The sequence below is a fragment of the Aulosira sp. FACHB-615 genome (assembly GCF_014698045.1).
Classification (GTDB): domain Bacteria; phylum Cyanobacteriota; class Cyanobacteriia; order Cyanobacteriales; family Nostocaceae; genus Nostoc_B.
On record NZ_JACJSE010000005.1, the window covers coordinates 197,935 to 224,696 of the forward strand.

Annotated in this window: 22 protein-coding genes; 7 read left to right on the forward strand and 15 right to left on the reverse strand. The window is 40.1% G+C overall.

The window, feature by feature from the left end:
* Positions 1–62 precede the first annotated feature (62 nt).
* The 4 genes from H6G77_RS10405 to H6G77_RS10420 form a co-directional block, all read right to left on the reverse strand.
* Positions 63–905, reverse strand: a complete 843-nt coding sequence (locus tag H6G77_RS10405; RefSeq protein WP_190871512.1) for an FAD-binding domain-containing protein — start codon at positions 903–905, stop codon at positions 63–65.
* A gap of 39 nt (positions 906–944) precedes the next feature.
* Positions 945–1,379 (reverse strand): cyclic nucleotide-binding domain-containing protein, encoded by a 435-nt coding sequence (locus H6G77_RS10410; protein ID WP_062286916.1) that lies wholly within the window; start codon positions 1,377–1,379, stop codon positions 945–947.
* A gap of 367 nt (positions 1,380–1,746) precedes the next feature.
* Positions 1,747–2,949 carry a precorrin-6y C5,15-methyltransferase (decarboxylating) subunit CbiE gene (cbiE, locus tag H6G77_RS10415; RefSeq protein WP_190871513.1) on the reverse strand — a complete coding sequence of 401 codons (1,203 nt, stop codon included), beginning with the start codon at positions 2,947–2,949 and terminating at the stop codon, positions 1,747–1,749.
* A gap of 221 nt (positions 2,950–3,170) precedes the next feature.
* Positions 3,171–4,280 carry an MFS transporter gene (locus tag H6G77_RS10420; RefSeq protein ID WP_313954490.1) on the reverse strand — a complete coding sequence of 370 codons (1,110 nt, stop codon included), beginning with the start codon at positions 4,278–4,280 and terminating at the stop codon, positions 3,171–3,173.
* Between the two features lie 10 nt (positions 4,281–4,290).
* Between H6G77_RS10420 and H6G77_RS35455 the strand changes: the two genes are divergently transcribed.
* Entirely contained in the window at positions 4,291–4,503 is a 213-nt protein-coding gene (locus tag H6G77_RS35455) for a hypothetical protein (RefSeq protein WP_190590578.1), read from the forward strand.
* 666 nt (positions 4,504–5,169) lie between these two features.
* Here H6G77_RS35455 and H6G77_RS10425 read toward each other — a convergent pair.
* The 3 genes from H6G77_RS10425 to H6G77_RS10435 form a co-directional block, all read right to left on the reverse strand.
* Entirely contained in the window at positions 5,170–5,943 is a 774-nt protein-coding gene (locus tag H6G77_RS10425) for a PEP-CTERM sorting domain-containing protein (protein WP_190871515.1), read from the reverse strand.
* 367 nt (positions 5,944–6,310) lie between these two features.
* Positions 6,311–7,402, reverse strand: a complete 1,092-nt coding sequence (locus H6G77_RS10430) for a patatin-like phospholipase family protein (protein ID WP_190672645.1) — start codon at positions 7,400–7,402, stop codon at positions 6,311–6,313.
* Positions 7,403–7,646: 244 nt separating this feature from the next.
* Positions 7,647–8,948, reverse strand: a complete 1,302-nt coding sequence (locus tag H6G77_RS10435; RefSeq protein ID WP_190871516.1) for a dihydrolipoamide acetyltransferase family protein — start codon at positions 8,946–8,948, stop codon at positions 7,647–7,649.
* Between the two features lie 48 nt (positions 8,949–8,996).
* On the opposite strand from H6G77_RS10435, the gene H6G77_RS35460 reads away from it, so the two are divergent.
* Complete coding sequence (locus tag H6G77_RS35460; RefSeq protein WP_206758052.1) at positions 8,997–9,218, forward strand: hypothetical protein; 222 nt, start codon at positions 8,997–8,999, stop codon at positions 9,216–9,218.
* Here H6G77_RS35460 and H6G77_RS10440 read toward each other — a convergent pair.
* Entirely contained in the window at positions 9,184–10,788 is a 1,605-nt protein-coding gene (locus H6G77_RS10440) for a tetratricopeptide repeat protein (RefSeq protein ID WP_190871517.1), read from the reverse strand. The two genes, H6G77_RS35460 and H6G77_RS10440, sit on opposite strands and share 35 nt — an antisense overlap.
* A 280-nt stretch (positions 10,789–11,068) precedes the next feature.
* On the reverse strand, positions 11,069–12,400 hold the full coding sequence (locus H6G77_RS10445) for an AAA family ATPase (RefSeq protein WP_190871518.1): 1,332 nt from the start codon (positions 12,398–12,400) through the stop codon (positions 11,069–11,071).
* A 535-nt stretch (positions 12,401–12,935) separates the two neighbouring features.
* On the opposite strand from H6G77_RS10445, the gene H6G77_RS10450 reads away from it, so the two are divergent.
* Positions 12,936–13,460: a hypothetical protein gene (locus H6G77_RS10450; RefSeq protein ID WP_313933885.1), complete on the forward strand. Its 525-nt coding sequence runs from the start codon at positions 12,936–12,938 to the stop codon at positions 13,458–13,460.
* 44 nt (positions 13,461–13,504) lie between these two features.
* Here H6G77_RS10450 and H6G77_RS10455 read toward each other — a convergent pair whose 3' ends face one another.
* From H6G77_RS10455 to H6G77_RS10465, 3 genes are all read right to left on the reverse strand, one after another.
* Positions 13,505–13,954 carry a YlqD family protein gene (locus tag H6G77_RS10455; protein ID WP_062295191.1) on the reverse strand — a complete coding sequence of 150 codons (450 nt, stop codon included), beginning with the start codon at positions 13,952–13,954 and terminating at the stop codon, positions 13,505–13,507.
* A gap of 135 nt (positions 13,955–14,089) precedes the next feature.
* Positions 14,090–16,096 carry a long-chain fatty acid--CoA ligase gene (locus tag H6G77_RS10460; protein WP_190871519.1) on the reverse strand — a complete coding sequence of 669 codons (2,007 nt, stop codon included), beginning with the start codon at positions 16,094–16,096 and terminating at the stop codon, positions 14,090–14,092.
* 552 nt (positions 16,097–16,648) lie between these two features.
* Positions 16,649–17,278: a Uma2 family endonuclease gene (locus H6G77_RS10465; protein WP_190871520.1), complete on the reverse strand. Its 630-nt coding sequence runs from the start codon at positions 17,276–17,278 to the stop codon at positions 16,649–16,651.
* Between the two features lie 382 nt (positions 17,279–17,660).
* Between H6G77_RS10465 and H6G77_RS10470 the strand changes: the two genes are divergently transcribed.
* A complete protein-coding gene (locus H6G77_RS10470) occupies positions 17,661–17,810 on the forward strand; it encodes a hypothetical protein (protein ID WP_190590548.1) in 150 nt (49 codons plus the stop codon).
* Between the two features lie 80 nt (positions 17,811–17,890).
* Here the strand turns inward: H6G77_RS10470 and recQ are convergent, their stop codons facing one another.
* Positions 17,891–20,047, reverse strand: a complete 2,157-nt coding sequence (gene recQ, locus H6G77_RS10475; RefSeq protein WP_190871649.1) for a DNA helicase RecQ — start codon at positions 20,045–20,047, stop codon at positions 17,891–17,893.
* Between the two features lie 136 nt (positions 20,048–20,183).
* On the opposite strand from recQ, the gene H6G77_RS10480 reads away from it, so the two are divergent.
* The 3 genes from H6G77_RS10480 to H6G77_RS10490 all read left to right on the forward strand — a co-directional run bounded on the left by H6G77_RS10480 (position 20,184) and on the right by H6G77_RS10490 (position 22,288).
* A complete protein-coding gene (locus H6G77_RS10480; RefSeq protein ID WP_190871521.1) occupies positions 20,184–20,816 on the forward strand; it encodes a Uma2 family endonuclease in 633 nt (210 codons plus the stop codon).
* A 266-nt stretch (positions 20,817–21,082) separates the two neighbouring features.
* Positions 21,083–21,784, forward strand: a complete 702-nt coding sequence (locus H6G77_RS10485) for a Uma2 family endonuclease (RefSeq protein WP_190590546.1) — start codon at positions 21,083–21,085, stop codon at positions 21,782–21,784.
* A 312-nt stretch (positions 21,785–22,096) separates the two neighbouring features.
* The gene (locus H6G77_RS10490; protein ID WP_190871522.1) at positions 22,097–22,288 is read left to right on the forward strand and encodes a hypothetical protein; all 192 of its coding nucleotides are present in this window, start codon (positions 22,097–22,099) and stop codon (positions 22,286–22,288) included.
* A gap of 324 nt (positions 22,289–22,612) precedes the next feature.
* On the opposite strand, the gene H6G77_RS10495 is transcribed toward H6G77_RS10490, so the two are convergent.
* Positions 22,613–25,015: a tetratricopeptide repeat protein gene (locus H6G77_RS10495; protein WP_190871523.1), complete on the reverse strand. Its 2,403-nt coding sequence runs from the start codon at positions 25,013–25,015 to the stop codon at positions 22,613–22,615.
* On the reverse strand, positions 24,972–26,327 hold the full coding sequence (locus tag H6G77_RS10500) for an AAA family ATPase (protein ID WP_242049184.1): 1,356 nt from the start codon (positions 26,325–26,327) through the stop codon (positions 24,972–24,974). The genes H6G77_RS10495 and H6G77_RS10500 overlap by 44 nt, the downstream gene beginning before the upstream one ends.
* Positions 26,328–26,762 lie beyond the last annotated feature (435 nt).

A 26,762-nucleotide genomic window follows, 5' to 3' on the forward strand; every position in this document is an offset into this window, starting at 1 on the left:
GTAAGGGTGTAAAAGAAGTGTTTGTATAGCCCCAGACTTCCAGTCTGAGGGGTTTATAAGCTTTATTTTTTCCCTTTTTTGCCATGCTGCCAACTTTGGCTATTTGGCTTTTTGGTAAATTCCCCTTTGGGAAATAACTTTTGTTCTAATTCTTCGTAGCTACCTTCAAAGTCACAATGCCCGTATAGTGGGCATTTTTGACAATGAACACCTTTGGTATAGCGTTCTAAATTCTCGCGGTTGAAAAAATATGGTTTATGGCTAAATGTGCTGGCTACCCATTGCCAAGACATATTATTACTGGCAGGATCACCATCTAAAAGATGTTGCAAAAACCATTTAGCCCCGGCTTGCCAACAAATACGCCGCCAATGAACGATGTAAGCCGCTAACCACATCCGCCCGTGGTTGTGTAAATAGCCAGTTTCTCGCAATTCTTGGCTGAAACTGTCGATACAAACTCGCCCTGTACTACCTGCTTGAATGTCTTGGGGTAGTTCTGGGGCGTATTCTGAGACTGTGTAACCTGTTTTATATTCTTCTTGGTCTTGCCAGATGCCATCACCTAGCTTGACATACAATCGCTGCCAATAATCACGCCAGCCTAATTCGTTAATTAGTTTGGTAGCATCTTCTGGATGTTTGACGTTATCAAGTACATATTCGCGGATTTCGGCTAGACTTAACACCCCATAGCGAATGTATGGTGAAAGTTTTGTAACTGCGCCTGTAAAAAAGTTACGGGTTTTGCTGTAGGCGGCTGGGTCTACTTTTTGTAATGCTTTTTGGGCTGCTTTGCGTCCGCCAATAGTATTACTAATATGGTTGTCACGTTCTGCGGCTTGGGGAAATTGTTCGCGCAGATACGTTATCAATTCATCCCGACTAGTAAATTTACGTAGCATGAATAATAATTCAAGTGTATTAATCCCAATTGTAGAAGACTATGAATGAGTTACTTCAACACTCTCATTCAGTCTGCGGATGAGCCGTGATAACTCACGAATGATGTTGACGGCAATTTCGGGAGTTTCTTCAATTGCGTCATAAAGTTGTTCTTGTGTGAGTTCTAAGCATTCACAAGGTTCGATGGTGGTAGCAGTGGCAGAACGGGGCTGTGTATCAAATACTGCCATCTCGCCAAAGTATTTTCCCTGTTCTACTTCTGCGAGAAATTTATTACCAATGTGGACTTTAACTCTACCTGATACCACTATATAAAGCGATCGCCCTTCTTCGCCCTGTCTAAAAATTGTATAGTTTGCCGGAAATGACAACTCGTGCATGACTGAAGTTAGCCGCACGATAAAATCATCCCGTAATTCTTTAAAAATCGGGACTCGGCGCACAAATAATAATCGGTCAACACTACTCAGCATAATTAAGAGTTAAGATACACCCACACAACATAATCGGGCAGTTTTGGGATTTTTGAATATGCGATCGCCATATTAACCGATAAAAATTGTAACTATAGCAGAAGGCAGTCCCGATGAGACAAATTTCATAACTAAGTATAAAGGAGGGTCTAGAGGCTGGAGGCTAGTTATCAGTTTTGGAGAAACGCTGTATAAAATTATACTAAATTAAAAAATGATTGCGACAGATGGATGGCTCAAAAGCTTACCGATCAACCCTTACCCAATCCAAAATCTAAAATCTAAAATCTAAAATCCAAAATCCAAAATGGTATTAGACTGTGTACGCTTTTCTCATATTCTCCCTTTTATTTGTAGCAGGTTTTTTCTATTTGATAGCAATCCATTGAGTCACAGGAGCCATTGCTCGCCAGCCTAAAAATTTACCAATGGGTTCTGCTCGTTGAATGGCGATGCGGGTAAAACTGCCACCAACTTTTTCATACCATTGAAATAAGGTTTGCTCGCCTTCGATGGTGACAACATTGGCGACTAAACGACCGCCAGAAGGTAGTACTGTCCAGCAAATATCAAACAATCCGGCTGCTGTCACGCCACCACCAATGAAAATCGCGTCTGGTGTGGGTAAGTTTTGCAAAGCTGGGGGTGATTTCCCTGCAATAACTTCTAGGTTTGGCGTACCCAAAGCGGCGGCGTTATCGGCAATATATTGCAGTCTAGATGAATTTTGTTCAATGGCGATCGCTCGACACCGGGGATGAGTCCGCATCCATTCAATGGAAATGGAACCACAACCCGCGCCGACATCCCACAAAAGTTCCCCTGGTAAGGGTGCTAATGTTGATAAAGTAATTGCCCTGACTTCTCGTTTGGTTAATTGTCCGTCATGGTGAAAGGCATGATCTGGCAATCCTGGTAATCTTGGTAAGGCTGTAACGCCAATGTCAGCCAGACATTCAACGGCGATGGTATTTAAGTCAGCAATTTCTGTTTCACTCCAAGCGGCGGCTGTACTTGCAATTATTCGTTCATGAATGCCACCTAAACGTTCTAGAACAATCATTTTACTTTGACCATAGCCCCGATTTTTCAGGATTTCTGCCACAATTTGCGGTGTTTCCTTGTCGGCGCTCAAAATTAATAACTTGGCTTGGGGATAAATATAAGCCTGAAGCAAACTTGCGGGACGACCACACAAGCTGATAGTTTCGACTTCTGTTAATGACCATCCCAGTCTGGCGCAGGCGAGGCTAAAGGCTGAAGGTGCGGGAATAATTGTGATTTCTGAAATGGGAATGTGTCGAGTTAAAGTCACACCCACGCCGTAACACATAGGATCGCCACTGGCTAAAATGCAGATTTGCTGACCACGACGGCTGATAATTTCGGCGACTGATGCACTAAACGGAGAAGTCCAAGGAATTTTCTGGCGCTGGTCATCACTGGGAAGCATCGCCAAATGCCGATCGCCTCCGATAATAACTTCAGCTTGGGCAATTATAGAACGGGCGATCGCACTTAAACCCTGTAACCCATCTTCGCCAATACCTATAATAGAAAGCCATTTCAATGTTTTATTCCCCAATCCTAGTTTGAGAGTGCTGAGTGCTGAGTGCTGAGTAAAAATTCTACTACCTAGTCAAGAGTCCCTTTTTGATGTTTGGTTGTGAGATTTTCTCATGAGTAGCTGACTTAATACCAATTCTCCATGAAGATGCACTTAATTTTTTGACGAACCGCCAAGAACGCCAAGAGCGCCAAGTCATTCAATAATAATTATTTAGTGGAGGCTTACAGAGATTTGATATGAGAAACTTTCTTACACAAAAGAATACACAAAGCTACTGCCACACAGGCGACTTCCGCCAACAAAAATGCAGCGACGGATGTTATACCAATTTGCTTGATTAATAATGAAACGATTGCAGTTCCGCCAGCACTCCCACCCAAATATAAACCTATCCCCAAGCCAGCCTGAGTTACAGCTAGTTTCCCTAACACCAAGGGAATGATGCTCATCAAGACTAAACTTAAACTTATCCCAAAAGTCAAAATTAAAGCGATCGCCAGAATCGAACTATCATTTAATACTGTTAACCCCATCAAACCCGTCATTGTTCCGACACCCAGCAACATGGACTTGTTTGCACCTAAATCTGCTGTCCAGTCACCTAAAGGTACAGATGCGATCGCAGAAACTAAGAGTATTTCCGAAGCAATAAATTCTACTGACAATCCAGGTAGCTGAGTTTGCAACTTTTGGGGAAAAATGCCCAATAACAAGTTAATTTCAAATCCTGTCGCTAAACCGATGATAAAAATTAGGAGTAATAATACAGAAGGTGCAGTCGCCGATTTATCTGGCTGAATTGCAGCAATCAAAGTATGTTTGGGAGTGAATAATTGCAGAATATATGCACCCAAAACTAAAGCGATCGCACCTAACATGAAAGTGATTGACGCACCCATACTATCAAGTAAGGTGTGTAATAACGGTGCGATCGCTCCTAGCGTACCAAATATCAGTACTAAGATGGCATTAACTTGGGGTAATGCGGTTGTCGGGACAAACTGAGTTAAAAGTGCGATCGCCGGGCCGCGAAAAATAATCATCGCCATTACCCAAGCTGTCATCAGTACGGGAATTATCCACCGCATACCCGTGGGTAAATTGTAGTCAGCCAACAACGAAACACTGACAAAAATCACCCCAGCTAACAGCACTCCCGTACTAATCATTGGTAAGCGACTACCCAAACGTTGCTGGAGGCGATCGGAAATTCCTCCATTCAAAGGTTCAACCACCGCAACAATTAACCCTTGCACAATTCCTAACCAACGCGCTAATTCAACCAATTCTAAATTTTGCAATATCCTTGGTTGATAAAAAGCGTACGCCATCCAACAGAGGATGATAGCTACTAATAAAGCCGCTAATCCCCAAACCTGTCGCCATAATATTCCCCGGTTAGTGTTGCAAGAGTTAACCATGATTCTGCCTTATACCCGTGGAGTGATTTTAAGACAAATTCTTCAAGATAAATCGCATTTAAAATTGCATATTTTAGAAAGTCCAGAATCATTATTTTGTACAATTTATCACTTACAAATAAAACTAATTTAAGTATGTCTGAGTGAAATTACTAATAACAACTTTTGGACAACTAGCCTTTAACTATCTTAATAACATAGTAATTATGCCAGTTCACAAATTACTAGATGTTATTTAATGCACAATCTATAATATCCATGTTCGGGTAAATTCCTGGAAAATATGTCGTTGAAGAATAATTTCAACTATTTTAATGTTTAACCAAAGTAGCCACATTACATAATTTATATAATCCAACTGAGTATATAATCAATTACCTGAAGATATAATTTATCGGCAGAAATCACAAAAATATCATGTTAACTTAAACGTAAGTATACCAGGATTGATAACTTATATTAATGACATCATAATTATTGATTGAGTTATCTGTATTAATTACTATATTGACGATATACCCATAGTTAAGAATTCAGGAGCCAAAATCTAAGAGTCAGAATGGTGAAATATTTAGTCAAATCCCTCTAAATACGCCATATTGTTGAATCTAGCACCCAGTTTTTCTCTCAAATAGCAAAATATGGATAAATACGAATATCTCCAGATACTCAAAAGCGTACTGGAGAAATAATCATAAATTATGGTCTTTGCCGAAATCCTTTTATCCTAGTCAAAGTTATTGTAGATACAATTACAACTCCACTTAGCCCGTATCAACAAATTTCAAATCTAGGCTGACTAGCTATTTTGTAATTTTTGTCTGCGGCGTTGGTACAAGAACATACCACCTACGGCTAACATCCCTAAAGTAACACTAGGCTCAGGAGTAGCTTGAGCTTGAGAAAACTTACCTTTACCCAGGTGAAATGTGTGGTTATCAGATTCAAAACCACCACCCCCAACTTGAGAAAGTCTGATTTCGTCAAAGTTATCGTCTTTACCGTCAGAGAAAAACTCAAAGAAGCCGTTCTTTTGGTTATTCATATTGATACCAACAACGGTAGCAATCTTATTCAACTGCTCGAAGTTCCATTTCGCTACTGTTACCCCGCCTTTAAGTAGTTCAAAAGTGTTACCACCACTTAAAGCACCTGCATCCAAACCAAAATAGTTGAAAACGCCACCACTTTTGGCTTTGATGCTGACAGAGTTATTTGCAAATACTGCTAAATATTTACTTTGGTTGACTTCACCATTTACACCAGCCGGAGCCCATTGATCATTAAAAATACCTGTACTTCCAGGGCTGGTCGAATAGCTACCTTGAGAGAATGTGTACTCGACTAGATCGTTGCCTTTAAAATTTTTGTCATTGACATTATTGAAATCAACAGTGACAAAATTACTGTTGTTAACACTTTCCGAGAACGCACCTTCATTTGTAACTTTGGGTGTTCTGTAAGCACCTGCGGTGTAAGTCAAGCTAATAGCATGGGCAGAACCAGCATAAGCCACAGATGCGATCGCAGATGTCAAAAGAAGAACACTACAAGTAATTTTTTTGAGAGACATAATTTAATTTGTTCCTTACTAGCCGTTTCATGAGTCAATTTTGCGATTAATTTCTCACAAAACAAAGGATACAATTACGATATTTTATTCAACATATAAAAAGCATAATTTGGTATTATTATTCGTTCATATCTAAGTAAGTTTAAAGTAAAATCATAAAAAGAATATGAAAAACTCTTCATTTTTAATGAAAATCGTATAATTACGATTCAACAAATTTTTATAATTAAAAATCTCGTGTTGAAGATAGCAGTCAAATAAAGATATAGACAATTTTGGTGCGTAAGTCCTGAAATAATAAAGACGCAATTTATTGCGTCTCTACAGAATAATGTGGTATGGCGATGAAGTTTTAGATTCTGAAAGGCTATCTCCCGACAACCAGAGATTTTTCTGGCTGTTCTTGTAGATTAATGCCTGATTTTAGCTGCTGACAAAGTTCATCTAATTCTGAATCTCGTTGCTTAATAATCTGTTGTGCTAATGTTATTAATCGAGCAATATTTTCTGGACTAGTATCATCCATATCGTCATTAGCTTCAGTTAACTGTCCTTGGAAACGATAGTATTGTTTAGGATAACCGTCAGCTTGTGGTAACATCTGCTCTAATTGACAAGCTACCGACTCACTACTACCATCCAAAGTAATACTCAGCAACGGTTGTACCCACTGAACCAAACCCCAATTTACAGCTTGATTGTAATTATATTGACGAAGCAGAGAGCCTGTACCTAATGAAACTACGAGAATATCATTGATAGTCAGGGGTTTTTTGTCAGGGTTTTGGGGATCAGGTCTAGCAGATGAAATTAAAGCTTCCATAATTGCCAAAGATGTAGGATTATTGGCAAATACACCACCATCCACTAAAGCATAGTAACCGCTTTTCTCGCCGACAGTATCAATTTTATAAGGTTTGAAATAAGTTGGTGCAGCAGAAGTAGCCATTCCTGCTTGCTTCATAGTGTAACCATCACAAATTTTGCGGAAGTTTTCGCCTAATTTTTGGTTTTTGACATTATTGACAAAGAAAATCGGCATCCGTAATTCAATATCATAGCTAGTAATAAACAAGTCAGTTAGTGCTTTCTTGAGGGCAGTATCTTGCAAATATTCTGTTAAAACTTCGTCTCTGCCTTTGGAAGAATATTTGGCCTTGACAATATCATCAAGTTTGAAAGTTTTTGCTAGTGTAGATTCAGCAAAAATCCGCTTTCCTTCTTTGCGATAGATATTATTTAAATCTTCCGCCTTAAAATGTGGTTGATTGGGATGATGGGGATGAGGCTTGGTTAAACCAGCAGATAAAATCCCCCCGGTTGAGGTTCCAGCAATTAAATTAAATAGCTGACAAATTGGTTTACCTGCACGTTTTTCAATTTCCGCCAAAATAATTCCTGGGATGATACCGCGAATACCACCGCCATCAATCGACAATATTTTGTAGCGATAAGCCATATAAACTCCTTTTTTGGCTGTTTTTTGCGAATCAAGCAGCCAAACTATCTGTAGATGTCTCCCATAATATAGTTGCTATAAATACTATGCGTCCAGTATTATTTCTAACCGTTAACATAAAAATAGAGACCTGAATTATTCAATAATCCAAGTCTCTATTTTTGATTTTATTAATTCAGTGTTATCGGTCAGAGGATCATAAATTCAGGCACAAATCTCAAATTCTTCTGCCTGCTGTCATAAGTTACAGTGTTAAAGATTGGGCGTTAGTTTCAATCAACTTCGCCAAGTCTTGCAGGAAGGCGGCGGCGTGAGCGCCATAAATAATGCGGTGATCACATGTGATATTAACCTGCATTTGTTGACGCACTCCAAATAAACCATCGGGAGTAGCAACTAGTTGGGAACGAGCCGCACCGATCGCCAGAATTGAACCTTGTCCTGGTGGTAAAATTGCATCAAAAGTATCGACACCAAACATCCCCAAGTTAGACAGGGTAAACGTACCACTGTTGTATTCATCTGGTTGTAATTGTTTGGCGCGAGCGCGGTCTACTAAAGATTTCCAATTGCGTGAGAGAGAATAAATATCTACCATATCTGCATTCCGCAATACAGGTGTGATCAATCCTCCGTCATCCATTGCCACAGCGACAGAAATATTAATATCAGAATGGTAGACGATTCCTTGCTCAGAATAGCTGGCGTTGATTAAGGGATGTTTTTGTAATGTAACTGCAACAGCTTTCGCCAGTAGTGCAGTCATGGTCACGCCTTTTGATTTAATTTGTTTGTAAAGCTTATCTAAACCATCGGTGGTAATGGTGTAGCCGACACGGAAAACAGGTACAGCTAAACTCGCAACCATACCCCGCACTACAGCATTTTGCAGAGTCGTGAAAGGTACAACTTGACCAGAAACTGCACTGCTGGCGGCGGCGGGAACTGGTGCGGGTGCTGCTGGGGCTGGTGCTGCTGGTTGAACTGGTGCAACAGTTGGTGCAGGGGTTACGGGGGCTGCTGGTTTAGCCTTACCTACTACAGCTTCCACATCTTCAGCCACAATGCGACCATAGGGGCCACTACCTTTGAGGCTAGTTAAATCAACTTTTAATTCTTTTGCTAACTTGCGAGCGCGGGGGGAAGCGACGAGTCTACCTTCTTTGTGGTTCGAGCCGTTACCGTTTTGGGCGGCGGCGGTGGGTGCGCCGACAGCTGCTGTTGCTGGTACTTTTTCAGGCGCAGGAGTTGTCGCCGCAGTGCTACCGGAATTAGCGAGAGATTTTGCAGCTTCAATTTCTGCTTCAGTTTCAGCTACATAAGCGATCGCACTACCTACAGCCGCAGTGCCACCAGCATCTACAATGATGTGAGCTAGATAACCTTCATAAAAGGTTTCTACATCCATGTCTGCCTTATCTGACTCGACAACCACCACTGTCTCGCCCTTTTCCACTTTATCCCCTGGCGATTTTACCCAAGAAACAATTTTACCTTCGGTCATGGTGGAACTAAGCGCCGGCATGAATATTTCGTGAATGCTCATATATGGTGGTTTCAGAATCGATAAATAATTTATGGACTTTAACAGCTTTTGCCAGATCGAATTGTATCTTGGCTAGAGAGTTTTAGACTTTCTATTTTATGTCACCGCGCAGTCAACAATATCTGGACGGCGCTGAAAATTATTAATTCTCGCCTATTGTTGCAGCTTGTACCGTTTTACTTTAAGCATGATACAAATGGACAAGCAGAAGGAGCAGCACCTCGACTCCAGTCTCCTACGGAGACGATTGCTCACCTGCTACATTTCTAATAACTTCCACATCTAACTCTAATATCTCAGCTACTTCTTCTACACTCATTCCACGTTGCAGCAGTTTGGCAACCATTTCTGTTTTAACTTCTTCCCTAGCTTCTTCTTTTAAATCTTGATATGCTTTATTGTGTCTTAATTTACTGAGTGCCTTCCTCCGATTCTTCCAAGCTTCGTAGTCATCTGGTTGAATTTCTAAAGCTTTATCGTAGGAGGCGATCGCTTCTTCATAATGTCCTGATTCCCTGAGCGCATTCCCTCGATTGTTCCAAGCTTCGTAGTCATCTGGTTTAATTTCTAAAGCTTTATCGTAGGAGGCGATCGCTTCTTCATGACATCCTGATTTCCTGAGCGTATTCCCCCGATTTTTCCAAACTAGGTGGTCGTCAGGTTTAAATTCTAAAGCTTTATCGTAGGAGGCGATCGCATCTTCATAACGTCCTAAATTCCTGAGCGCAATCCCCAGATTGTACCAAGCTTCGTGATAATCAGGTTTAAATTCTAAAGCTTGATCGTAAGATGCGATCGCATCTTTATAGCGTCCTAATGTCTGTAGAGCATACCCCAGATTGTACCAAGCATAGTGGTAATCAGGTTTAAATTCTAAAGCTTGATCGTAAGATGCGATCGCTTCTTCGTAGCGTCCTAAATTAAATAGCGCAATCCCCCGGTTGTTCCAAGCTTTGGGGTAATTAGGTTTAATTGTTGAAGCTTTGTTGAAAGATTTGATCGCTTCTTCATAGCGTCCTAAATTTCCTAATGCAATCCCTCTGTTTTCCCATGCTTGGTGGTCATCATATTTAATTTCTAAGGCTTTGTCGAAAGATGCGATCGCTTCTTTGTAACCTTGTCCAGCAAAATGCAAATTTCCCAGCTTACGTAGTAAAACACATTGTCGTTCAGGTGTTTGATTGTCTTCTGCAATTAATTCTTGAATTTTGAGTATTTCTTTAGTTCTTTCTTCTGGCGTGAGACTGAGATATCTATCATAATCTCCCTCCTGAATAACGCGCGATGACTCTTGTGCTAATGTTTCCGAATCCATAGGAAATTCAAACAAACCAGAACGCCAATCAAAAAAATCTGGCGCACGTTGAATAAAATATTTAATTGCAAATATCGGTAGCAAGAACACAAAACAGATATTAAATTTATCCTTTAACCGTTCTCGTTGTTGGTTCAGGTTTATTAAAATAGGTGGTACACCTTTCCAACTGTATGAATAAATATCTTTACTCTGCCAACCCTGTAAGCTTTTGCATTCTTCATATTCATAAAATGAATGCTCTAAACCTGTAATAAATAAAATATTGATTTCTGATTTATTCTCTAAATTATCAATTATTTCATATAAATTATTTACTGCTTGCTGAAGTCGCAATATTTGAATATTTTTATTACTAATATCTGTTTTTACCTTGGTAATTAACTGCTCACCCCCAGCCGGAGAGCAACGCACAAATAATAATCCAAATCCTTCTGTAAAGTTAAGAGTACGCACTAAGGCTTGATATTCTTCTTCTGCTTGTGATGGTAAATCCTGATCCCAATCAGTTAGTTCTAATGACATAGTTTTAACTGTTTGATGCTTGATAGTTTCAGAGCATGTTTTAAAAATTCTATGTTATGGTTTTAATCCAATTAATACCCCCCTTAATCCCCCCTTGTAAAGGGGGGAAACAATTCCCTCTCCTTTATAAGGGGAGGGTTAGGGTGGGGTAATTCAAGTGCTGGTAATGATTCAACAAATTGTGTGTACACCGAAGCTAGTAAAGGGGGGAAACAATTCCCTCCCCTTTACAAGGGGAGGGTTAGGGTGGGGTAAAAATCTTTAACAGTGTTGCATTCATCTATCCTGGATACAATCGATTAAAGGTATCTTGAAATTCTTTAATTCCCTTAATCAGAGGATGAATATCATACCAAACTTGACTTTCTCCATCTCCATTTAAATAACGATATTCTAAAATACAGCGATTAAATAATAAATCTCGATACAGTGAATCATTTACTATCTCTTTAGAATAATGCACAGTTGCCAGTGCTTCCCATTGATTAGAAAAAACTGTATTGCGATAAGTATTTCGCAACTCGCTAACAGAACGCAGTAAGGCTCTGGTAGGGATGGGTAGAGAGTTAGTGTATTTAATCGCCTCCTTCATTAATAATAATAAATTTCTCACATGACCTCCACTCATTAAGCATAGTCTTTCTAATGCTCCTCGCTCTTCAAACATATCGACAATAGATAAACTAGGGTCTATCAAATTCAGGCGTTTTTGTAAAATTTCTGTAACTTTATTAATACCCCGTTGGTATGGTTGATTATCAGGCGTTTGCACCATAATCATCGGCAATACCTGAGTACTACCATAGGTATTAGCGAGGTCGGCGGCGCGATTAGAATACAGTAAAGAAATTGGTACTGTGTACAGCAAATGACAATCTAAAGCTTGGAGTTGTTCGCTACGATCTAGAAAAATTTGGTCGTGATTGCTGCGTCCATCTTCTTGCGGTATGGGTACAATTCGGTCTAAGTTATCAGCAATTAATACTAGTTGAGAATATCCTTCAGGTAAGTGCTTTTTAGCATCTTGAATAAACTCATTTAACGCCGCAATTAAAGTAACTGTATGGGGATTAATCTGTTCTCGAATTTTTTGGCGTTGAGTTGGTTCTGTTCGCAAATTTGCTGTTAATTTAGCAAATTGAGAAATCTGAGCTTCTATACTTAAACTTTCTAAAGAAACTTTAGTGAGTGCTAAATCTTTTAAATCTTGCCAACGTTCTTGTAACCAATTCAACAAAACAGTTGGGGGAGTGCTATCTTTTAATGCTTCTACTAGGTGGCGGGTACAAGCTAACAAAATATCAGTATATTGAGCATCTTCTGGGTCAATATCTTCTTCATCGGCGGGAAAATAAACTACAAAGCAACCTTCGTCATCTAAAAATTTCTGTAACCGCAGCAATTCTGTAGATTTCCCCGCACCGCGATGACCTGCATACAGTTGCGAGGTCATTCTGTCTGAGTATAAAATCTCTCTGCCGATTTCTACTAATATATCGCCGTCGCCCCGCACTTCTGAACAATCAACATAAGCCGGATCTCCTGCTGGTAGAGGGCGGAACGGGTCAAAAACATTATATATCCGCTTTAAAAGCGCAAAATTCGAGGTCATAAACATGAGTCGCTGAATTTAGCGTCATATTATCGCAAATTTGCGGAGATAGGTAGGTTAGTAAATCTTACAGCAGATTCGATGTTTATGAGGTACAGCAACTGATTGGAAAAAGTAATGAGTATTAAGTAATGAGTAACGAGTCAGAAATTTATTTATTACTCATTACTTAATACTCACGGTGTACCTCGCTTGCTTCAAAAGTGCTGTAAGTAGCCAGATGATGGTGCGTGAGGCGCTGGTATATAGTTTTGGTGATGAATGAATGAGCTACACAGTCTGCGCCTCACACACCCTACAGGAATTAATCTTTTAGTATTTGTGGATAAATGTTTACAGGAACTTTCAGGTGCAATAAGAGTCCGTATGTATTGCTTTTTGACAACTTGAGCGAAGTCGAAATGCGTCTTCTAGATAATTATGTAAACTTACTTATCAGGATTTTGTTCTTAGGGACGTGTATAGGATCAATGGTTTAACTTGAATTTAAAATTCAGAATTAACAATTAGTTCTGTAGGAAATTTTTGTAAGCTTATGCTGTCAGGCAAGTGGAAGTTTCTGAGGATTTTATTACTCAGTATTTTTATTACTGCTGCTACTAGTGTTTATATCACTCAACATCAACCTCCGGCAACAGTTATTAATACTGAAAATCCCGAAAAAGAACAATTTTCAGTGATACAACATTCTGAAAATCATCTGGTTTATCCAGAGCGAGTTAACTATAAATCTATACCATTAACAAGTCTTAATTCGGCTCTGCAAGGGAGTGACCCCAAAACTCTGGCGTTAAATGCGATTGAAGATGTGGGGGAAGAGAAAGGAATTCGTAAGGTTGAAGTGATTTATCCGCAACCTAATCAAGCTTTAGTGACGATTACACATATTCCCCAAAACAGTGCTGCTGTAACGGCGATTAAATATCGGGTGGAGATGAATACTTTTGGCCGATCGCTTTTAGTTAGTTCTCCGCCTGTCTGGGAAATTATCTGGGCTGGCTCCCAGATACAATGTAAATCTGGGAGTCGCCAAAGTAAAAGTCTGAAGTGTGAAGTATGAAGTATAAAATTTTCAGATTTCATACTTCATATTTCACACTTTATTTAGATATCTCCGCGAATATCTTCAATAATGCCGTCACGGATGACGATTTCAACTTGCATTTTGCTAATTAAGTTATCACCTTTTTCGACACGGAAAAATCCTTCCATTTGAAATTGGTTAACTTCTTGATCTAACTCCAGCAGTTGTACTTGCTGAAGGTTTTGCAGCATTTGGTTTTTCTGCTCTAGGAATTCGCTTTTCTTTTGATTAACTTGCAGTTGGATGTTGTCGATTTGTTGCAGAGTTTGGGGGCTAGGTGGTTGGATACTTTGCTTTTGAATGGCTGCGATCGCTCTTTGTCCTTCGAGGTCTAGTTGCTGCAATTGCTGATCAAGTTGATTGATCTGGGCTTGTAATTGCTGTTGTACTTCCTCTTTCCACAAAGGAGTTACAATCACTTTGACATTGACGATGCGCTTCAAAAGTAGTTGGGGGTTGGAAAGATCCATATTTCGCGTTCACTCTATAAAGTTTGCATTGGAAATTATCAACAAAGAAATCAGGGTGTCAGTAGTCAGAACTCAGAATGTAACTGTTTTTCATCAATTCTGAATTCTGAATTCTTGACTCTGAATTCTGCTTTATCAGGCAAACATTTCGTTAATCAGGTCGCGGTAGCGTTCTGCAACAACGTGTCGCCGGATTTTTAGTGTTTGGGTCATCAAGCCATTTTCAATAGAAAACGGTTCTAGAATCAGCCTGAATGGCCCAATGCGATCGTCTAAACGATAACCTGGACGATTCTGAACTTCCCGATTCAATTCTTGGCGAAACAAATCCTGGATTATTTTACTCTCTAGGTCAACACCAGTGCTGAGTGCTGTTAGCGGTAGCGAGGCGTTTAGCCCGTCCTGAGTGCTGAGTTGAGTTGGTAGATTTATTTGCACGTTCTGACTTTCAGCCCATTTTGCTAAGGCTTCCAGGTTGGGGACAATTAAGGCACCAATACTGCGCTGATCTTGCCCTACGAGCATGATTTGGTCAACATAAGGCGATCGCAAACACGCATCTTCAATTGGCTGTGGTTCGATGTTTTCCCCGTTGGTCAAAACAATTGTATCTTTGGCTCTGCCAGTCAGCACCAAGTCATTTTCTGGTGTGACCCAACCCAAATCACCGCTATCAAACCAACCTTCAGCATCAATGACTTTGGCGGTTGCTTCGGGATTTTGGTAATACCCTTGCATGATTTGTGGCCCCCGCAACAGCACTAAACCTCGTTTTCCTTTGGGGAGAGGCTGGCGATTTTCAGGATCTACAATTTTTACTTCTGTACCTGGAATTGGTTGACCGGATGAACCACGGAAATTTCGCCAAGGACGACGCGCATTCGTCACGGGAGAAGTTTCGGTTAAACCGTAACCTTGTAAAATGTCTACACCAATAATTTCAAAAAAGTTATCAATGTGCCTTGGTAATGCGCCACCACCACTAATCACATGCTTGATTTGTCCGCCTGTGGCTTCTCTCACCTTGGCATAAACTATCTTTTCTCCCAAAATATGCAACGGTAACAATGCCAATGCTTGAATTTTAGCCAAAATTCTTTCTACGCTGGAAGCCTGAATATGATCTAAACTCAAGCCTTGGGCAATGCGTTGCGCTTTGATATACTTTTCGCTTGTCCCTACTAAGAAGTTGATCAGGCGTTGCTTGTTGGCTGGTTGTTCTCGAAACTGCTTCTGGACACCTTCATAAATTGATTCCCACAACCGGGGGACGGCAATCATATAATTTGGTTTAAATTCTCTCAAGTCGCGTTTGACAGAACGCAAGTTTGTGTAAACTTGCGTGCAACCTTGTGATAACAAAAAATATTCACCACTACGTTCGTAACTGTGCCAGGTTGGTAAAATACTCAACACAACATCACCTGGGTGTGGTTGGACGATCGCCCGCAAATACTTCACCTGGTGCATTAAATTGCTGTGGGACAGCATTACACCTTTGGGCTTTCCGGTGGTTCCAGATGTATAAATTAACGTTGCTAAGTCATCAGGAGACTGTTGCGGTCGGACTAATGTCCGATTTACCCCGATTTCTTGTAACTGGTTGAAATTCAGGATTTTGAGTGCGTCGTCTGTTGGTGGCGTTTCGTCAGAGAGTAAGATAATGACGCGAATTGGTAAGTCATATAGGCGATCGCGTAGTCTATTTAAGGTTTTTAAATCTTCAACTACCAAAATTGTACTGCCGCTATTGGCAATAATAAACAGCAGTTCTTCTTTCTCGGCTTGCGAACTACGCACCGCATCCACACCGCCAGCCGTAATAATACCTTGGTCAGCGATAAACCAGCGAGGACTATTATCAGCAATTAAGGAAATGCGATCGCCTGCTTGGACTTCTAAAGCTTGCAAACCTGCTGCAAATTGTTGAATTTGTTCTGCTAACTGAGTATATGTAACAACTGTTTCTGGTTTAGAATGGGGATTTCGCAACGCCACAATATTCCCAAATTCTTTTGCAGCTAAAGGCCAAATCTCCGAGAGTAAATTTACTTTTGAGTAATCTACAGAACCTTGAAATGCCAGCCTTTCTCTCTCACTGATGTTTAATAATATGGAAGATGCAGATTGGGTCTTGGACATAACACATTACCTAAAGTGTAGTAATTTTTAAGTTCTAGTTTATTCTGCTATCCACACTACAATACTCTCCTAAATTTCTAGATCGCTGATTGTGTCAGTTATTTAGTCAGGTCAACGTTGCATTGATAAAAACTTATGTTAGAGTGAAGTTATATAAACTTTAAGCAATACATTCACCAATGATTGCTTAATTTTTGATGGCGAACATCAAAAACAGTGACCACCTAACTTTTCAATGGGGGTGATTACCTATAGATTTCACAGATGCAATATGCCTCACTCTAATCAATGCGACTGCTTGTTTGGCATTACCTAAGTTTCTGTCTGGGATTCTAGCTAAAATCAGGTCTAATCAAGCATCTACAACAGCGCCCACCTCAACAAAAGCTACAGTTGCAATTACTAGTTTCCCCTATTGTACGGTTTATGCAGTAACAGGCAGTCAATATTGTAGATTCAGTCCCCATTTTTGTTCCAGATGTTCTAGTTATTAATGGGTTCAAGTCCTAGATCCCCGACTTCTTAAAGAAGTCGGGGATCTAGAAAGTTTTCCTACGAAGCCAAATCAAAAATTTGCTGTGCGGTTAAATTAAATTGAGGCAAGGTAGGAGAAACAATAGTCATATTTCCTGTAAAGGTAGTCATCTGATACTCTTTATCAACCAAGTTACAAACAAAAATTGTGGGTTGCTTCGGATTACCAATGAATTTTCTCGCCCCTAGTGCTGCATAATCAATAATCCAATATTCCTCAATCCCCATTTCCTCATAATCCCGAAATTTATCGTAATAATCATCACGCCAATTAGTAGAAACTACCTCAACAATTAATTTGACAGAATCAGGATTTTGAATAATTGATTCGCTTTCCCATCGGGGTTCATTCCCAAGAATTTGTTTGTTTAAAACTATGATATCTGGCTCATAACCTGATTTTTCTCGTTTAGGTTTGATAATCGATTCTCTGGGAATAATCCAAACTCCACCAAAGCCTATCTGTCTAATAATTATCAATAGTTGCTCGATTAGGGAACCTGTGAGATTTGAATGTTTTCCCTTTGGCTTTGGCATTTCGATAATGACTCCATCATGCAGTTCGTACCGAACTTCTGAATTTTCAGGATACCATTTGATAAATTCATCGAAACTGTATAATTTGGATTCGATTTGTGCTTGAGTCATATTATCGAACTTATACTTTAAGTGCTTGATGAACAGATAAAATTACTCTAATTACAATTTATTTTAATATTTTTGGATTTTACTGCTTAATCAGTATCTAGCATCCATAAATTCACACTTATTTATAACTATTACCATACTGGTGAAGTACAGCAATATAAATTTAACCGCCGATTCAAGAGGATGAACGCAGATAAATTTTTACTTCAGCAGAGGAGAATCTGATCGTGGAATATCATTCTGGCAAAATTTTACAAAACTAAATATTGAACTAGCTTATGGAGATGAGAAGAAAATCAAAAGGACTAATGTAGTTCATTTGACAAAATATGTTTCACACTAGGTAAATAGCAAACAAAATTTTGCAAAAAGGGGCATATACATGAGCTTTACAGATGGTTTATTGCTGACATTGGTAAATACTGTGGCTTGTTTGATGTTGCCAAAGCTGTTGTCTGTGATTTTGACTGACAAAACCGAAGCTGAAGCTAAAGTAGCAACTCAACCTGTATCTAGTTCTGAAATTTCCTAAAATTCTGATTGCTGCTGTCGGGCGATCGCTCTGTAGAGAAACATGGAATAATATGTGTTGATGCGATCGCCAAAAATAATTTACTTACGCTTTTCTTGTCGCCATTTTTCTTTGACTAAGCGGATTTCATCAAAAGTATAGGCTGTACCCAGTTGTTCTTTTAGCGGGGTGAGGGGAATATCACCGAGAACTTCTAGTACTTGCCAAATTTTTTGGTGATGTTCTAACGGTACAATTTGGTATAAGTCTACAGGCTGATTTTTTTCGATTAATCTTGCGAGATGGCTAACAATTGTCGTTGGGCTGAGTTTGCGTTGTTTGGCAATTTCAGCGACACTTAAACCTTGTTGATGTAAATGCAGTGTTTGTAATTCCGTTCCAGAAATTAAGCTGACTGAAGGTATCACATCAACATCAAAACTAGCTGAACTTTTCGCCTCGCGGTAAGTCCGAATTTCTGCTAAGAATTTTTCGCCATATTGAGCAAGTTTATGGCTACCGACACCAGATAACTTGCCAAATTCAACTAAGGTTTTAGGCTGTACCTGTGCCATCAACTTTAACGTCGAGTCATGAAAAATTACGTAAGGTGGAACAGACTGTTCATCAGCCAATTGCTTACGCAGCGATCGCAATTTATGTAATAATTCTTCAGCCTCAGCAGCTTTGGGACTTTCTTCGATTAAACTTAATTTTTGGGTTGCAGACACAGCAATTTCCACTTTGCGCTGTCGTCGCATCACTTCCCAACTGTGGGCGTTCAATTTTAAGACAGAGTAACCATCACTAGTTTGTTCTAGCAAACCTTGATGTAACAGCGATCGCCCTAACATTCGCCATTCTTCCACACTTCTATCTTTGCCGATACCGTAGGTAGATAATTTGTCGTGTTCGTATTGAGTAATCTTCTGATTTTTTGCCCCCCGCAACACATCAATAATATGCAGCATTCCAAATCTTTCTTTGCAACGCGCCACACAAGATAAAAACTTCATCGCTTCAATTGTCCAATCTTCCACGGGTTTGGGATGACGACAATTGTCGCAGTTAGCGCAATTTCCGAGAAATCTTTCGCCAAAATAACTTAGTTGAATTGTCCGCCGACAATCTGTCCCCTCAGCATAATCTATCATTTGTCGCAGTTGTTGTTTAGCAATCAACTGTTCTTGGGCATCTGTTTTTTGGTTAATACTCCACTCAATAGTTTTAATATCACCAAAACTAAAAAAGATTGTACAGCGTGAAGGTTCACCATCGCGTCCTGCCCGCCCAGATTCTTGATAGTAACTTTCTAAATTGCGGGGAATATCAAAATGAATTACTAGCCGGACATCTGGTTTATTAATTCCCATCCCAAAAGCGATAGTCGCCACCATCACCCGCACATCATCTCGAATAAATCGCGTTTGATTATTGCTGCGTTCTTCGTCACTTAATCCCGCATGATAAGGCAAAACTGAAACTTTATCATTTTGCAGTTTAAAAGTTAATTCATCAACTTTTTTGCGCGTCAGACAATAAATAATCGCTGAACCGTCAATTTCTCGAATTAATTCTAATAATTCAGCGTAAGCATATTTAGTTTTGGGGCGGACTTCGTAATACAGATTTTGCCGATTAAAACTCGCAATGTGAATACTAGGTTGCTTTAACCCGATTTGTTGAATAATATCAGAACGCACACGTTCAGTTGCCGTTGCTGTCAACGCAATCGTCGGGACATTGGGATAACGCGATCGCAACGAGCGCAACTGACGATACTCTGGACGAAAATCATGTCCCCATTCCGAAACACAGTGCGCCTCATCAATTGCAAAGGTAGAAATGCCAATTTGGTGATGTACTAAATCGAGAAACGGCAAAAACCTTTCACTCATCAGCCGTTCTGGGGCAACATAGAGTAATCTTACCCTACCATTCAGGATGGCTTCTTCACGAGAGCGAACTTGATAAGGATTCAAACTACTATTGAGAAACGTGGCGCTAATATTATTATTTCGCAGTGCTTCTACTTGGTCTTGCATCAACGCAATTAACGGCGATACCACCACCGTCAATCCCTTCTTGATCAACGCTGGTAATTGAAAGCACAAAGACTTACCGCCACCTGTAGGCATAACTACCAGCAAATCCCGATTTTGTAGCGCATCTTCGATAATTTTTCGCTGTCCAGGACGGAAATTATCATAACCGAAGTGATATTTTAGCGCCTGTTCGAGATTAGGATACTGAAGCATAGCGATCGCTTTTTTGGCTGCATTCCGCGTAGGTAGTTGATACAAAGATTATAAAAGCATAAAATCCTGTCTGCGGTGTGAATTAAAATATGTGCAGGCATGACCCCAACAAAACCTTACCAGGAGAAATCAAATTATGGTCAGTAGCCTGACAGAACTTTTAAACGATCCAGAGTTATCCCAAATTGATGACCCAGAGGAAAAATTTATCACTACTGGCGTAAACTGGCAAATGTATGAAGCATTACTAGCAAAACTAGAAGATAACTCTCATTACCGCGTTACTTATATAGATGGAATATTAGAAATTGTGTCACCGTCTATCAGACATGAAAATCTTAAAAAACGTTTGGCAATTTTAATAGAACGCTATCTCTACTTAAAAAGAATCCGCTTCAGCCCAATGGGAAGTTCTACTGTTAAAAAACAACTCAAACAAGCTGGAGTTGAACCCGATGAATGCTACGCCATTGGCGAGAAAAAAGATATCCCAGACTTAGCTATAGAGGTAAATATTACTAGTGGTAGCCTGGACAAGTTAAAAATTTACCAACGTTTAGGAGTAGCTGAGGTTTGGGTTTGGCAATTCAATCAACTCAAACTTTATCATTTACGCGAAGAAATACCAACTCAGTTTTTAGATACTCACGGTTATGAACAGATTACTTCAAGTGAAATATTACCTGAACTCAATATTGCCTTATTAGAACGATGCGTTCAGATTTCTGATGATATCGAAGCAATTGACCAATTTGAACAAGGCGCGTAAGTTCTAATTTAAAGATTGATTCTTCGTGGTTTTGCACTTCTGCGTGAGAAGAAAATATTTCAGTGCGATCGCTCGCTCGGTGTAGATCCTGATACTTTAATTTATAGCAGTCGAAGTATAGGTTAGGAAATTTAAAAAGCCTGAATGCTAGGTATAGTAAAACTTTTACCTCCTGCCTCCTGCCTGCTTGGTGAGCGAAGCCGAACCACTGCCTCCTGCTATATAAAATAAAAATATACTCATAACAGAGGAACGGGAAATCAATCATGCTAAATTACAATCCGTTAGCTTGTTTGCCTTCATCTGAGGAACTACCAGACTCTGACGATACCCCCGTGGATAATGAATTACAAGATTTAATTCCCGGTCTACTCAAAGCCCTTCTAGCAATGGCTTGGCCAGAACGCATGGATTGGTTTTTTGGTGTAGATATGGGTATTTATTATGACCCAGACTTACCAGCTATAGTCCCAGATGGATTTTTGAGTTTGGGCGTAGAGCGATTTTATGATGAATACCTCCGTCCCAGTTATGTGCTTTGGGAAGAGAAGAAACTACCAATATTAGTATTTGAGGTGGTATCTCAAACTTATCGCGGTGAGTATTCGACTAAGAAAGCCGAGTATGCAAAATTGGGAATTTTATATTATGTAGTTTACAACCCACTGCGTCGCCGTAAACCGCGTTTAGAAGTTTATAAATTAGTGAATAATGCTTATGAATTATTGCATGATGGAAATCATGTTTGGTTGCCAGAAATTGGTTTAGGAATTGGCATCGAAAGAGGAACTTATTTAGGCATTCCCCGCGAGTGGGTGTATTGGTATAATGAACAAGGGGAACGGTTGTTAACACCAGAAGAACAAGCCCAGCAAGCAAAGCAACAAGCCCAGCAAGCCCAACAACAAGTACAATTACTAGCGGAACGGTTGCGATCGCTTGGTGTAGATCCTGATTCTCTCACCTGAATTGCTATCAAAATCTATTACAGATAATTTTGAGAAAGCGATCGCTCGATGTAGATCCTGATTTAATCTAAGAGGATGTTTGAAAAGTCCTTAATCATGTATCAAATCATTTTTGATCCCCCTAAATCCCCCTTAAAAAGGGGGATTTAGGGGGATCAAACCACATTCTACACAGCATCTAAATGTGTATACAGGGTAGCTTCCCTTCTAGGGAAAGGGTCTACCGTGTACACACAAGTCGAAAATTTCCAGTCTGAAACCACATCCCGCCTAGAACTAAAGTTCCAGGCTGATAGCTAAAGTCCACAAAGCGTGGACTGGAAGAAATTTTTAGTTGAGTCATCTTCAGATGACTTGCGCTATGAGACTCGGAATTCATTCCGAGGCGGGACAAATGTACTACTCATTAATAGAGTTCAAAGCCTGATTAATGAAGTTCAAAGACTCGCCCACGAGTATCAAACACTCATCCGCGAATATCAAAGACTCGCCCACGAGTATTAAACACTCTCCCGCGAATATCAAACACTCATCCGCGAATATCAAACACTCTCGCGTGAGTATTAAACACTCGTCCGCGAATATCAAACACTCATTCACCACTATTAAACACTCTCCCGCGAGTATCAAACACTCTCCCGCGAGTATCAAACACTCTCCCGCGAGTATCAAACACTCTCCCACGAGTATCAAACACTCATTACAGCAACTTTCATTTACCTAAACCACACACTCACCTTCTTCTTTGCGCCTCTGGTTACTGAGCGCAGTCGTTCGCGTTAGCGTCTCCGAAGGAGAAGTATGCGCCTCTGCGTGAGACAAAAACCTTCAAGAATTACCCCTCACCCTCTCAAGAATCGCCCTCACACCTTCAGCATCCGGTGACTGTAATCGCTGCAAAATTTCTAAAGCTGGTTGCAAATAAGATATCGCTTTAGTGTATTCACCCTGCTGTTCTGCCAAATGTCCTAAGCACCACAGAGTTATTGCTTTACCTTGGACATTTCCAATGCGTTCTTCTATTTCCAAAGACTGATTGAAAAGTGCGATCGCTTGATCCACATCCCCTTTGTCGGCGTAGATACCTGCCAGTTGGTGCAACGTCGCCGCTTTGCCTTGGACATTACCAATGCGTTCTTTTATTTCCAAAGACTGATTGTAGAGTGCGATCGCTTCATCCACATCCCCTTTATTGGCGTAGATATCAGCTAGATTGTGCAACGTCGCCGCTTTGCCTTGGACATTACCAATGCGTTCTTTTATTTCCAAAGACTGATTGTAGAGTGCGATCGCTTCATCCACATCCCCTTTATTGGCGTAGATACCTGCCAGTTGGTGCAACGTCGCCGCTTTGCCTTGGACATCACCAATGCGTTCTTTTATTTCCAAAGACTGATTGAAAAGTGCGATCGCTTGATCCACTTCTCCTTTGTTGGCGTAGATACCTGCTAGTTGGTGCAACGTCGCCGCTTTGCCTTGGACATTTCCAATGCTTTCTTCAATTTCCAAAGACTGATTGTAGAGTGCGATCGCTTGATCCACATCCCCTTTGTTGGCGTAGAGAATTGCCAGTTGGTGCAACGTCGCCGCTTTGCCTTGGACATTTCCAATGCTTTCTTCAATTTCCAAAGACTGATTGTAGAGTGCGATCGCTTGATCCACATCCCCTTTGTCGGCGTAGATACCTGCCAGTTGGTGCAACGTCGCCGCTTTGCCTTGGACATTTCCAATGCGTTCTTTTATTTCCAAAGACTGATTGTAGAGTGCGATCGCTTCATCCACATCCCCTTTATTGGCGTAGATATCAGCTAGATTGTGCAACGTCGCCGCTTTGGTTTGGACATTACCAATGCGTTCATTTATTTCCAAAGACTGATTGTAGAGTGCGATCGCTTGATCCACATCCCCTTTGTCGGCGTAGATACCTGCCAGTTGGTGCAACGTCGCCGCTTTGCCTTGGACATTTCCAATGCGTTCTTCTATTTCCAAAGACTGATTGTAGAGAGCGATCGCTTGATCCACTTCCCCTTTGTTGGCGTAGAGAATTGCCAGTTGGTGCAACGTCGCCGCTTTGCCGTGAGCATAACCAATGCGTTCAAAAATTTCCAAAGACTGATGGTAGAGTGTGATCGCTTGATCCACTTCCCCTTTGTCGGCGTAGATACCTGCTAGTTGGTGCAACGTCGCCGCTTTGCCTTGGACATTTCCAATGCGTTCTTTGATTTCCAAAGACTGATTGTAAAGAGCGATCGCTTGATCCACTTCTCCTTTGTTGGCGTAGATACCTGCTAGTTGGTGCAACGTCGCCGCTTTGCCTTGGACATCTCCAATGCGTTCTTTGATTTCCAAAGACTGATTGTAGAGTGCGATCGCTTGATCCACTTCTCCTTTGTCCGCGTAGAGAATTCCCAGTTCATGCAGAACACTGGCTTTGATTCCTGCTAACTTTTCACCTTCATCAGTTAACTTCAAAGCTTTTTGCAAAAAATATTCTGCTTTCTGTACCTCACCAATACTCCTATAAGCTACCCCTAACTCCCTCAAAATATTGATGCGGGTACTTCCATTTGTTGACTGCTCCATTAGCAAGCGTTCAAGTAAATCAATCCGCTCTTGCCTTTCTGGTAAATCTAAACTGCCTAATATTTTCTCAGACTGGAGAGTTTTTTCAATAGCCGACTCTTGAGTAGACTGGACTGTTTGAAAATAAAATACTCCTTTTCTCCATGCCCAAAAATCTGGGGCATATTTTGCCAAACGTGTTAGTGCATGATCTGGCAAAAATATCAGTATAGGGTGAGGAACGCTATCACTAAAAGCATCTCGCACAAAGTTTAAGTCTTGCAGTACAGGCGGATATTCCCCAGACAAGCCAATAGACTTTTCTAAACCGATAACAATTAAAACTAATTTTTTATCTGCTTCTAATTGAATTACTTTTAAATCACGAACAATTTCATCCCTTAAAAAACGCAAATTAGGATCAGCACAATTGAGAATTTCAAACTGAATCTCATCACATTGAGGATGGTGTTTGAGGATTTCGATTAAATTATCTCTATCTTCAGCAAAATTCACAGCAACAAAACCAATCGTTAACTGCGTATCAGCAAAGTCAATAAAGGTAAACAGTTCCGCTAATGACTGCTGATTGATTTGCACAAAAGTTTCTTTATCTAAATCCATCTCAGGGATTACTTGTGGCTGATTTAACTGCTTCTTGGAAAGCATCGATTTCCCTCACAACTGGATTAACATAATTCCAGCGATTTTTGCCGTTGTACTCAAAAACCCAAAGACTGAACAGCATTAATCTGCCAATATCATCTTTAGAAACATCCTTGTTGATATGTACCGCCGCCAAAGCAGAATAGTATTCTGTTGATATACTCCGCTCAAAATTAAACTGCTCTTGCTTAATCGCATAATTTATATCATCCGCAGTCACTTTTTCATGCCCACGAGTTGCGGCTGTAATCAATGCTTTTGATGTTATTTGCATCAATTGGCGGATATGTCCACCACTTGCTTTTGCTAAATCTATTAATAGTTGACGCGATTCAAACACTGCGTCTACTTCAACTCTTTGTTCAATTAAACTCGTAATTGCTGTCATCCCATCATCATTATAATTTAGATCGGTTTTATCTTTGGCAAATTCATATATGTTCACCATCGGCACAATATTAGGCGTATCGAAAGTATTAGCCAAATTATTTTCCGAATAAACTATAGAAATTGGTGCTGTATAGATAATCGTACAATGTAGACTTTGTAATTGAAATGCGTAATCACAAAACAAATGTTTAGCTACATTAGGAGGAACCCGATCTAAATTATCAAAAATAATTAAAAATCCTTTTTCATACTCCGGGTATTTAGATTTAAGCTTGACAAAAGCATCACCTAATAACAAATTTATATCAGCTTGTAAACGACCAATATCTTTTTGTAAATTCTGCCGAACCGTCTTTCTTTGTGTGTCAGCACCTTTAATTTGAGCTTGGATTTTACCCAAAAGCTTTGAAAGAAAGGGAATCTTGATACCTGCTTCTGCTTCCGCCTCGATACCAACTGACCTTTCAACTGTTTGTTCAGTTTCTTGAGTAATTTCTTTAAACCAAAACTCAAAATTATTTAAAAGTTTTGTATCAAAGTTTAACCCTGATGTGTATAAAACTTCAGCAACTTTTTTAATAATTACCAAATATAAATCTGTGTACTCTGCGTCTAATATATCTAATTCAGCGTCAGCTTCAATATAAATAACTTTATATTGAGATTCCCATTCTTGCTGAATTTTCCTTAATTCTGTACTTTTCCCGCATCCCCGATGTCCAGTAAATAAAAGGCTGCAAAATTCTGCGGGTTCCAGAAAATCCAAACGAGTTTTAATAGTATTAATTGCTTCTGTTTTGCGAACTTTTGATAAATCAACATAATAACGTTCAATATCTCTATTACTCACCAAAGGAGCTACATCACAAACACGAAAAGCAGCTTTGAGAGTATTAGCACGATTAAGGGGCAAAGAATTCATCATAGTTATTTATATAAATAAATTTATATATCCATATTTTACAGGAGCAGAATCTTAAAGCTTCTTGGTATTAGAGAACTTTTAGAAAGCACTGACGCTGATTGTCGGGGCTAAGTGCAAGATATCTGATTAGATTACCAACAGAATTGTATTGTGTCTCTTGCTCCTTGGCGAAGTGTGCTGCTGTGGCTGGTACGTCTTCACCCTCAATTCCGAGATGTCATACCAATTCACAATTCGTAATGACCCTCGCAGGCTCGCTAACGTAATTAACGCCGTGTGCAACTTTCTCTCAAACCTAACCCCCAACCCCTTCCCTTGTAGGGAAGGGGAGCAAGATTCAAAGCCTCTCTCCGCTTCGGGGAGAGGTTTGGAGAGGGGTTTCAAGAATAAGTTGCACATCGCGTTAATTAAAAAACTTATACCATTTTGGATTTT

Bases quoted from the DNA above. Each gene is read 5' to 3' on its own strand.
- H6G77_RS10425 (WP_190871515.1), bottom strand. From the start codon at position 5,943: ATGTCTCTCAAAAAAATTACTTGTAGTGTTCTTCTTTTGACATCTGCG.
- H6G77_RS10460 (WP_190871519.1), bottom strand. From the start codon at position 16,096: ATGTCCAAGACCCAATCTGCATCTTCCATATTATTAAACATCAGTGAG.
- recQ (WP_190871649.1), bottom strand. From the start codon at position 20,047: ATGCTTCAGTATCCTAATCTCGAACAGGCGCTAAAATATCACTTCGGT.
- H6G77_RS10440 (WP_190871517.1), bottom strand. From the start codon at position 10,788: ATGTCATTAGAACTAACTGATTGGGATCAGGATTTACCATCACAAGCA.
- H6G77_RS10465 (WP_190871520.1), bottom strand. From the start codon at position 17,278: ATGACTCAAGCACAAATCGAATCCAAATTATACAGTTTCGATGAATTT.
- H6G77_RS10500 (WP_242049184.1), bottom strand. From the start codon at position 26,327: ATGATGAATTCTTTGCCCCTTAATCGTGCTAATACTCTCAAAGCTGCT.
- H6G77_RS10455 (WP_062295191.1), bottom strand. From the start codon at position 13,954: ATGGATCTTTCCAACCCCCAACTACTTTTGAAGCGCATCGTCAATGTC.
- H6G77_RS10480 (WP_190871521.1), top strand. From the start codon at position 20,184: ATGGTCAGTAGCCTGACAGAACTTTTAAACGATCCAGAGTTATCCCAA.
- H6G77_RS10405 (WP_190871512.1), bottom strand. From the start codon at position 905: ATGCTACGTAAATTTACTAGTCGGGATGAATTGATAACGTATCTGCGC.
- H6G77_RS10470 (WP_190590548.1), top strand. From the start codon at position 17,661: ATGAGCTTTACAGATGGTTTATTGCTGACATTGGTAAATACTGTGGCT.
- H6G77_RS10435 (WP_190871516.1), bottom strand. From the start codon at position 8,948: ATGAGCATTCACGAAATATTCATGCCGGCGCTTAGTTCCACCATGACC.
- H6G77_RS35455 (WP_190590578.1), top strand. From the start codon at position 4,291: ATGATAGCTACTAATAAAGCCGCTAATCCCCAAACCTGTCGCCATAAT.
- H6G77_RS10410 (WP_062286916.1), bottom strand. From the start codon at position 1,379: ATGCTGAGTAGTGTTGACCGATTATTATTTGTGCGCCGAGTCCCGATT.
- H6G77_RS10485 (WP_190590546.1), top strand. From the start codon at position 21,083: ATGCTAAATTACAATCCGTTAGCTTGTTTGCCTTCATCTGAGGAACTA.
- H6G77_RS10420 (WP_313954490.1), bottom strand. From the start codon at position 4,280: ATGGCGTACGCTTTTTATCAACCAAGGATATTGCAAAATTTAGAATTG.
- H6G77_RS10430 (WP_190672645.1), bottom strand. From the start codon at position 7,402: ATGGCTTATCGCTACAAAATATTGTCGATTGATGGCGGTGGTATTCGC.
- H6G77_RS10450 (WP_313933885.1), top strand. From the start codon at position 12,936: ATGCTGTCAGGCAAGTGGAAGTTTCTGAGGATTTTATTACTCAGTATT.
- H6G77_RS10445 (WP_190871518.1), bottom strand. From the start codon at position 12,400: ATGACCTCGAATTTTGCGCTTTTAAAGCGGATATATAATGTTTTTGAC.
- H6G77_RS10495 (WP_190871523.1), bottom strand. From the start codon at position 25,015: ATGCTTTCCAAGAAGCAGTTAAATCAGCCACAAGTAATCCCTGAGATG.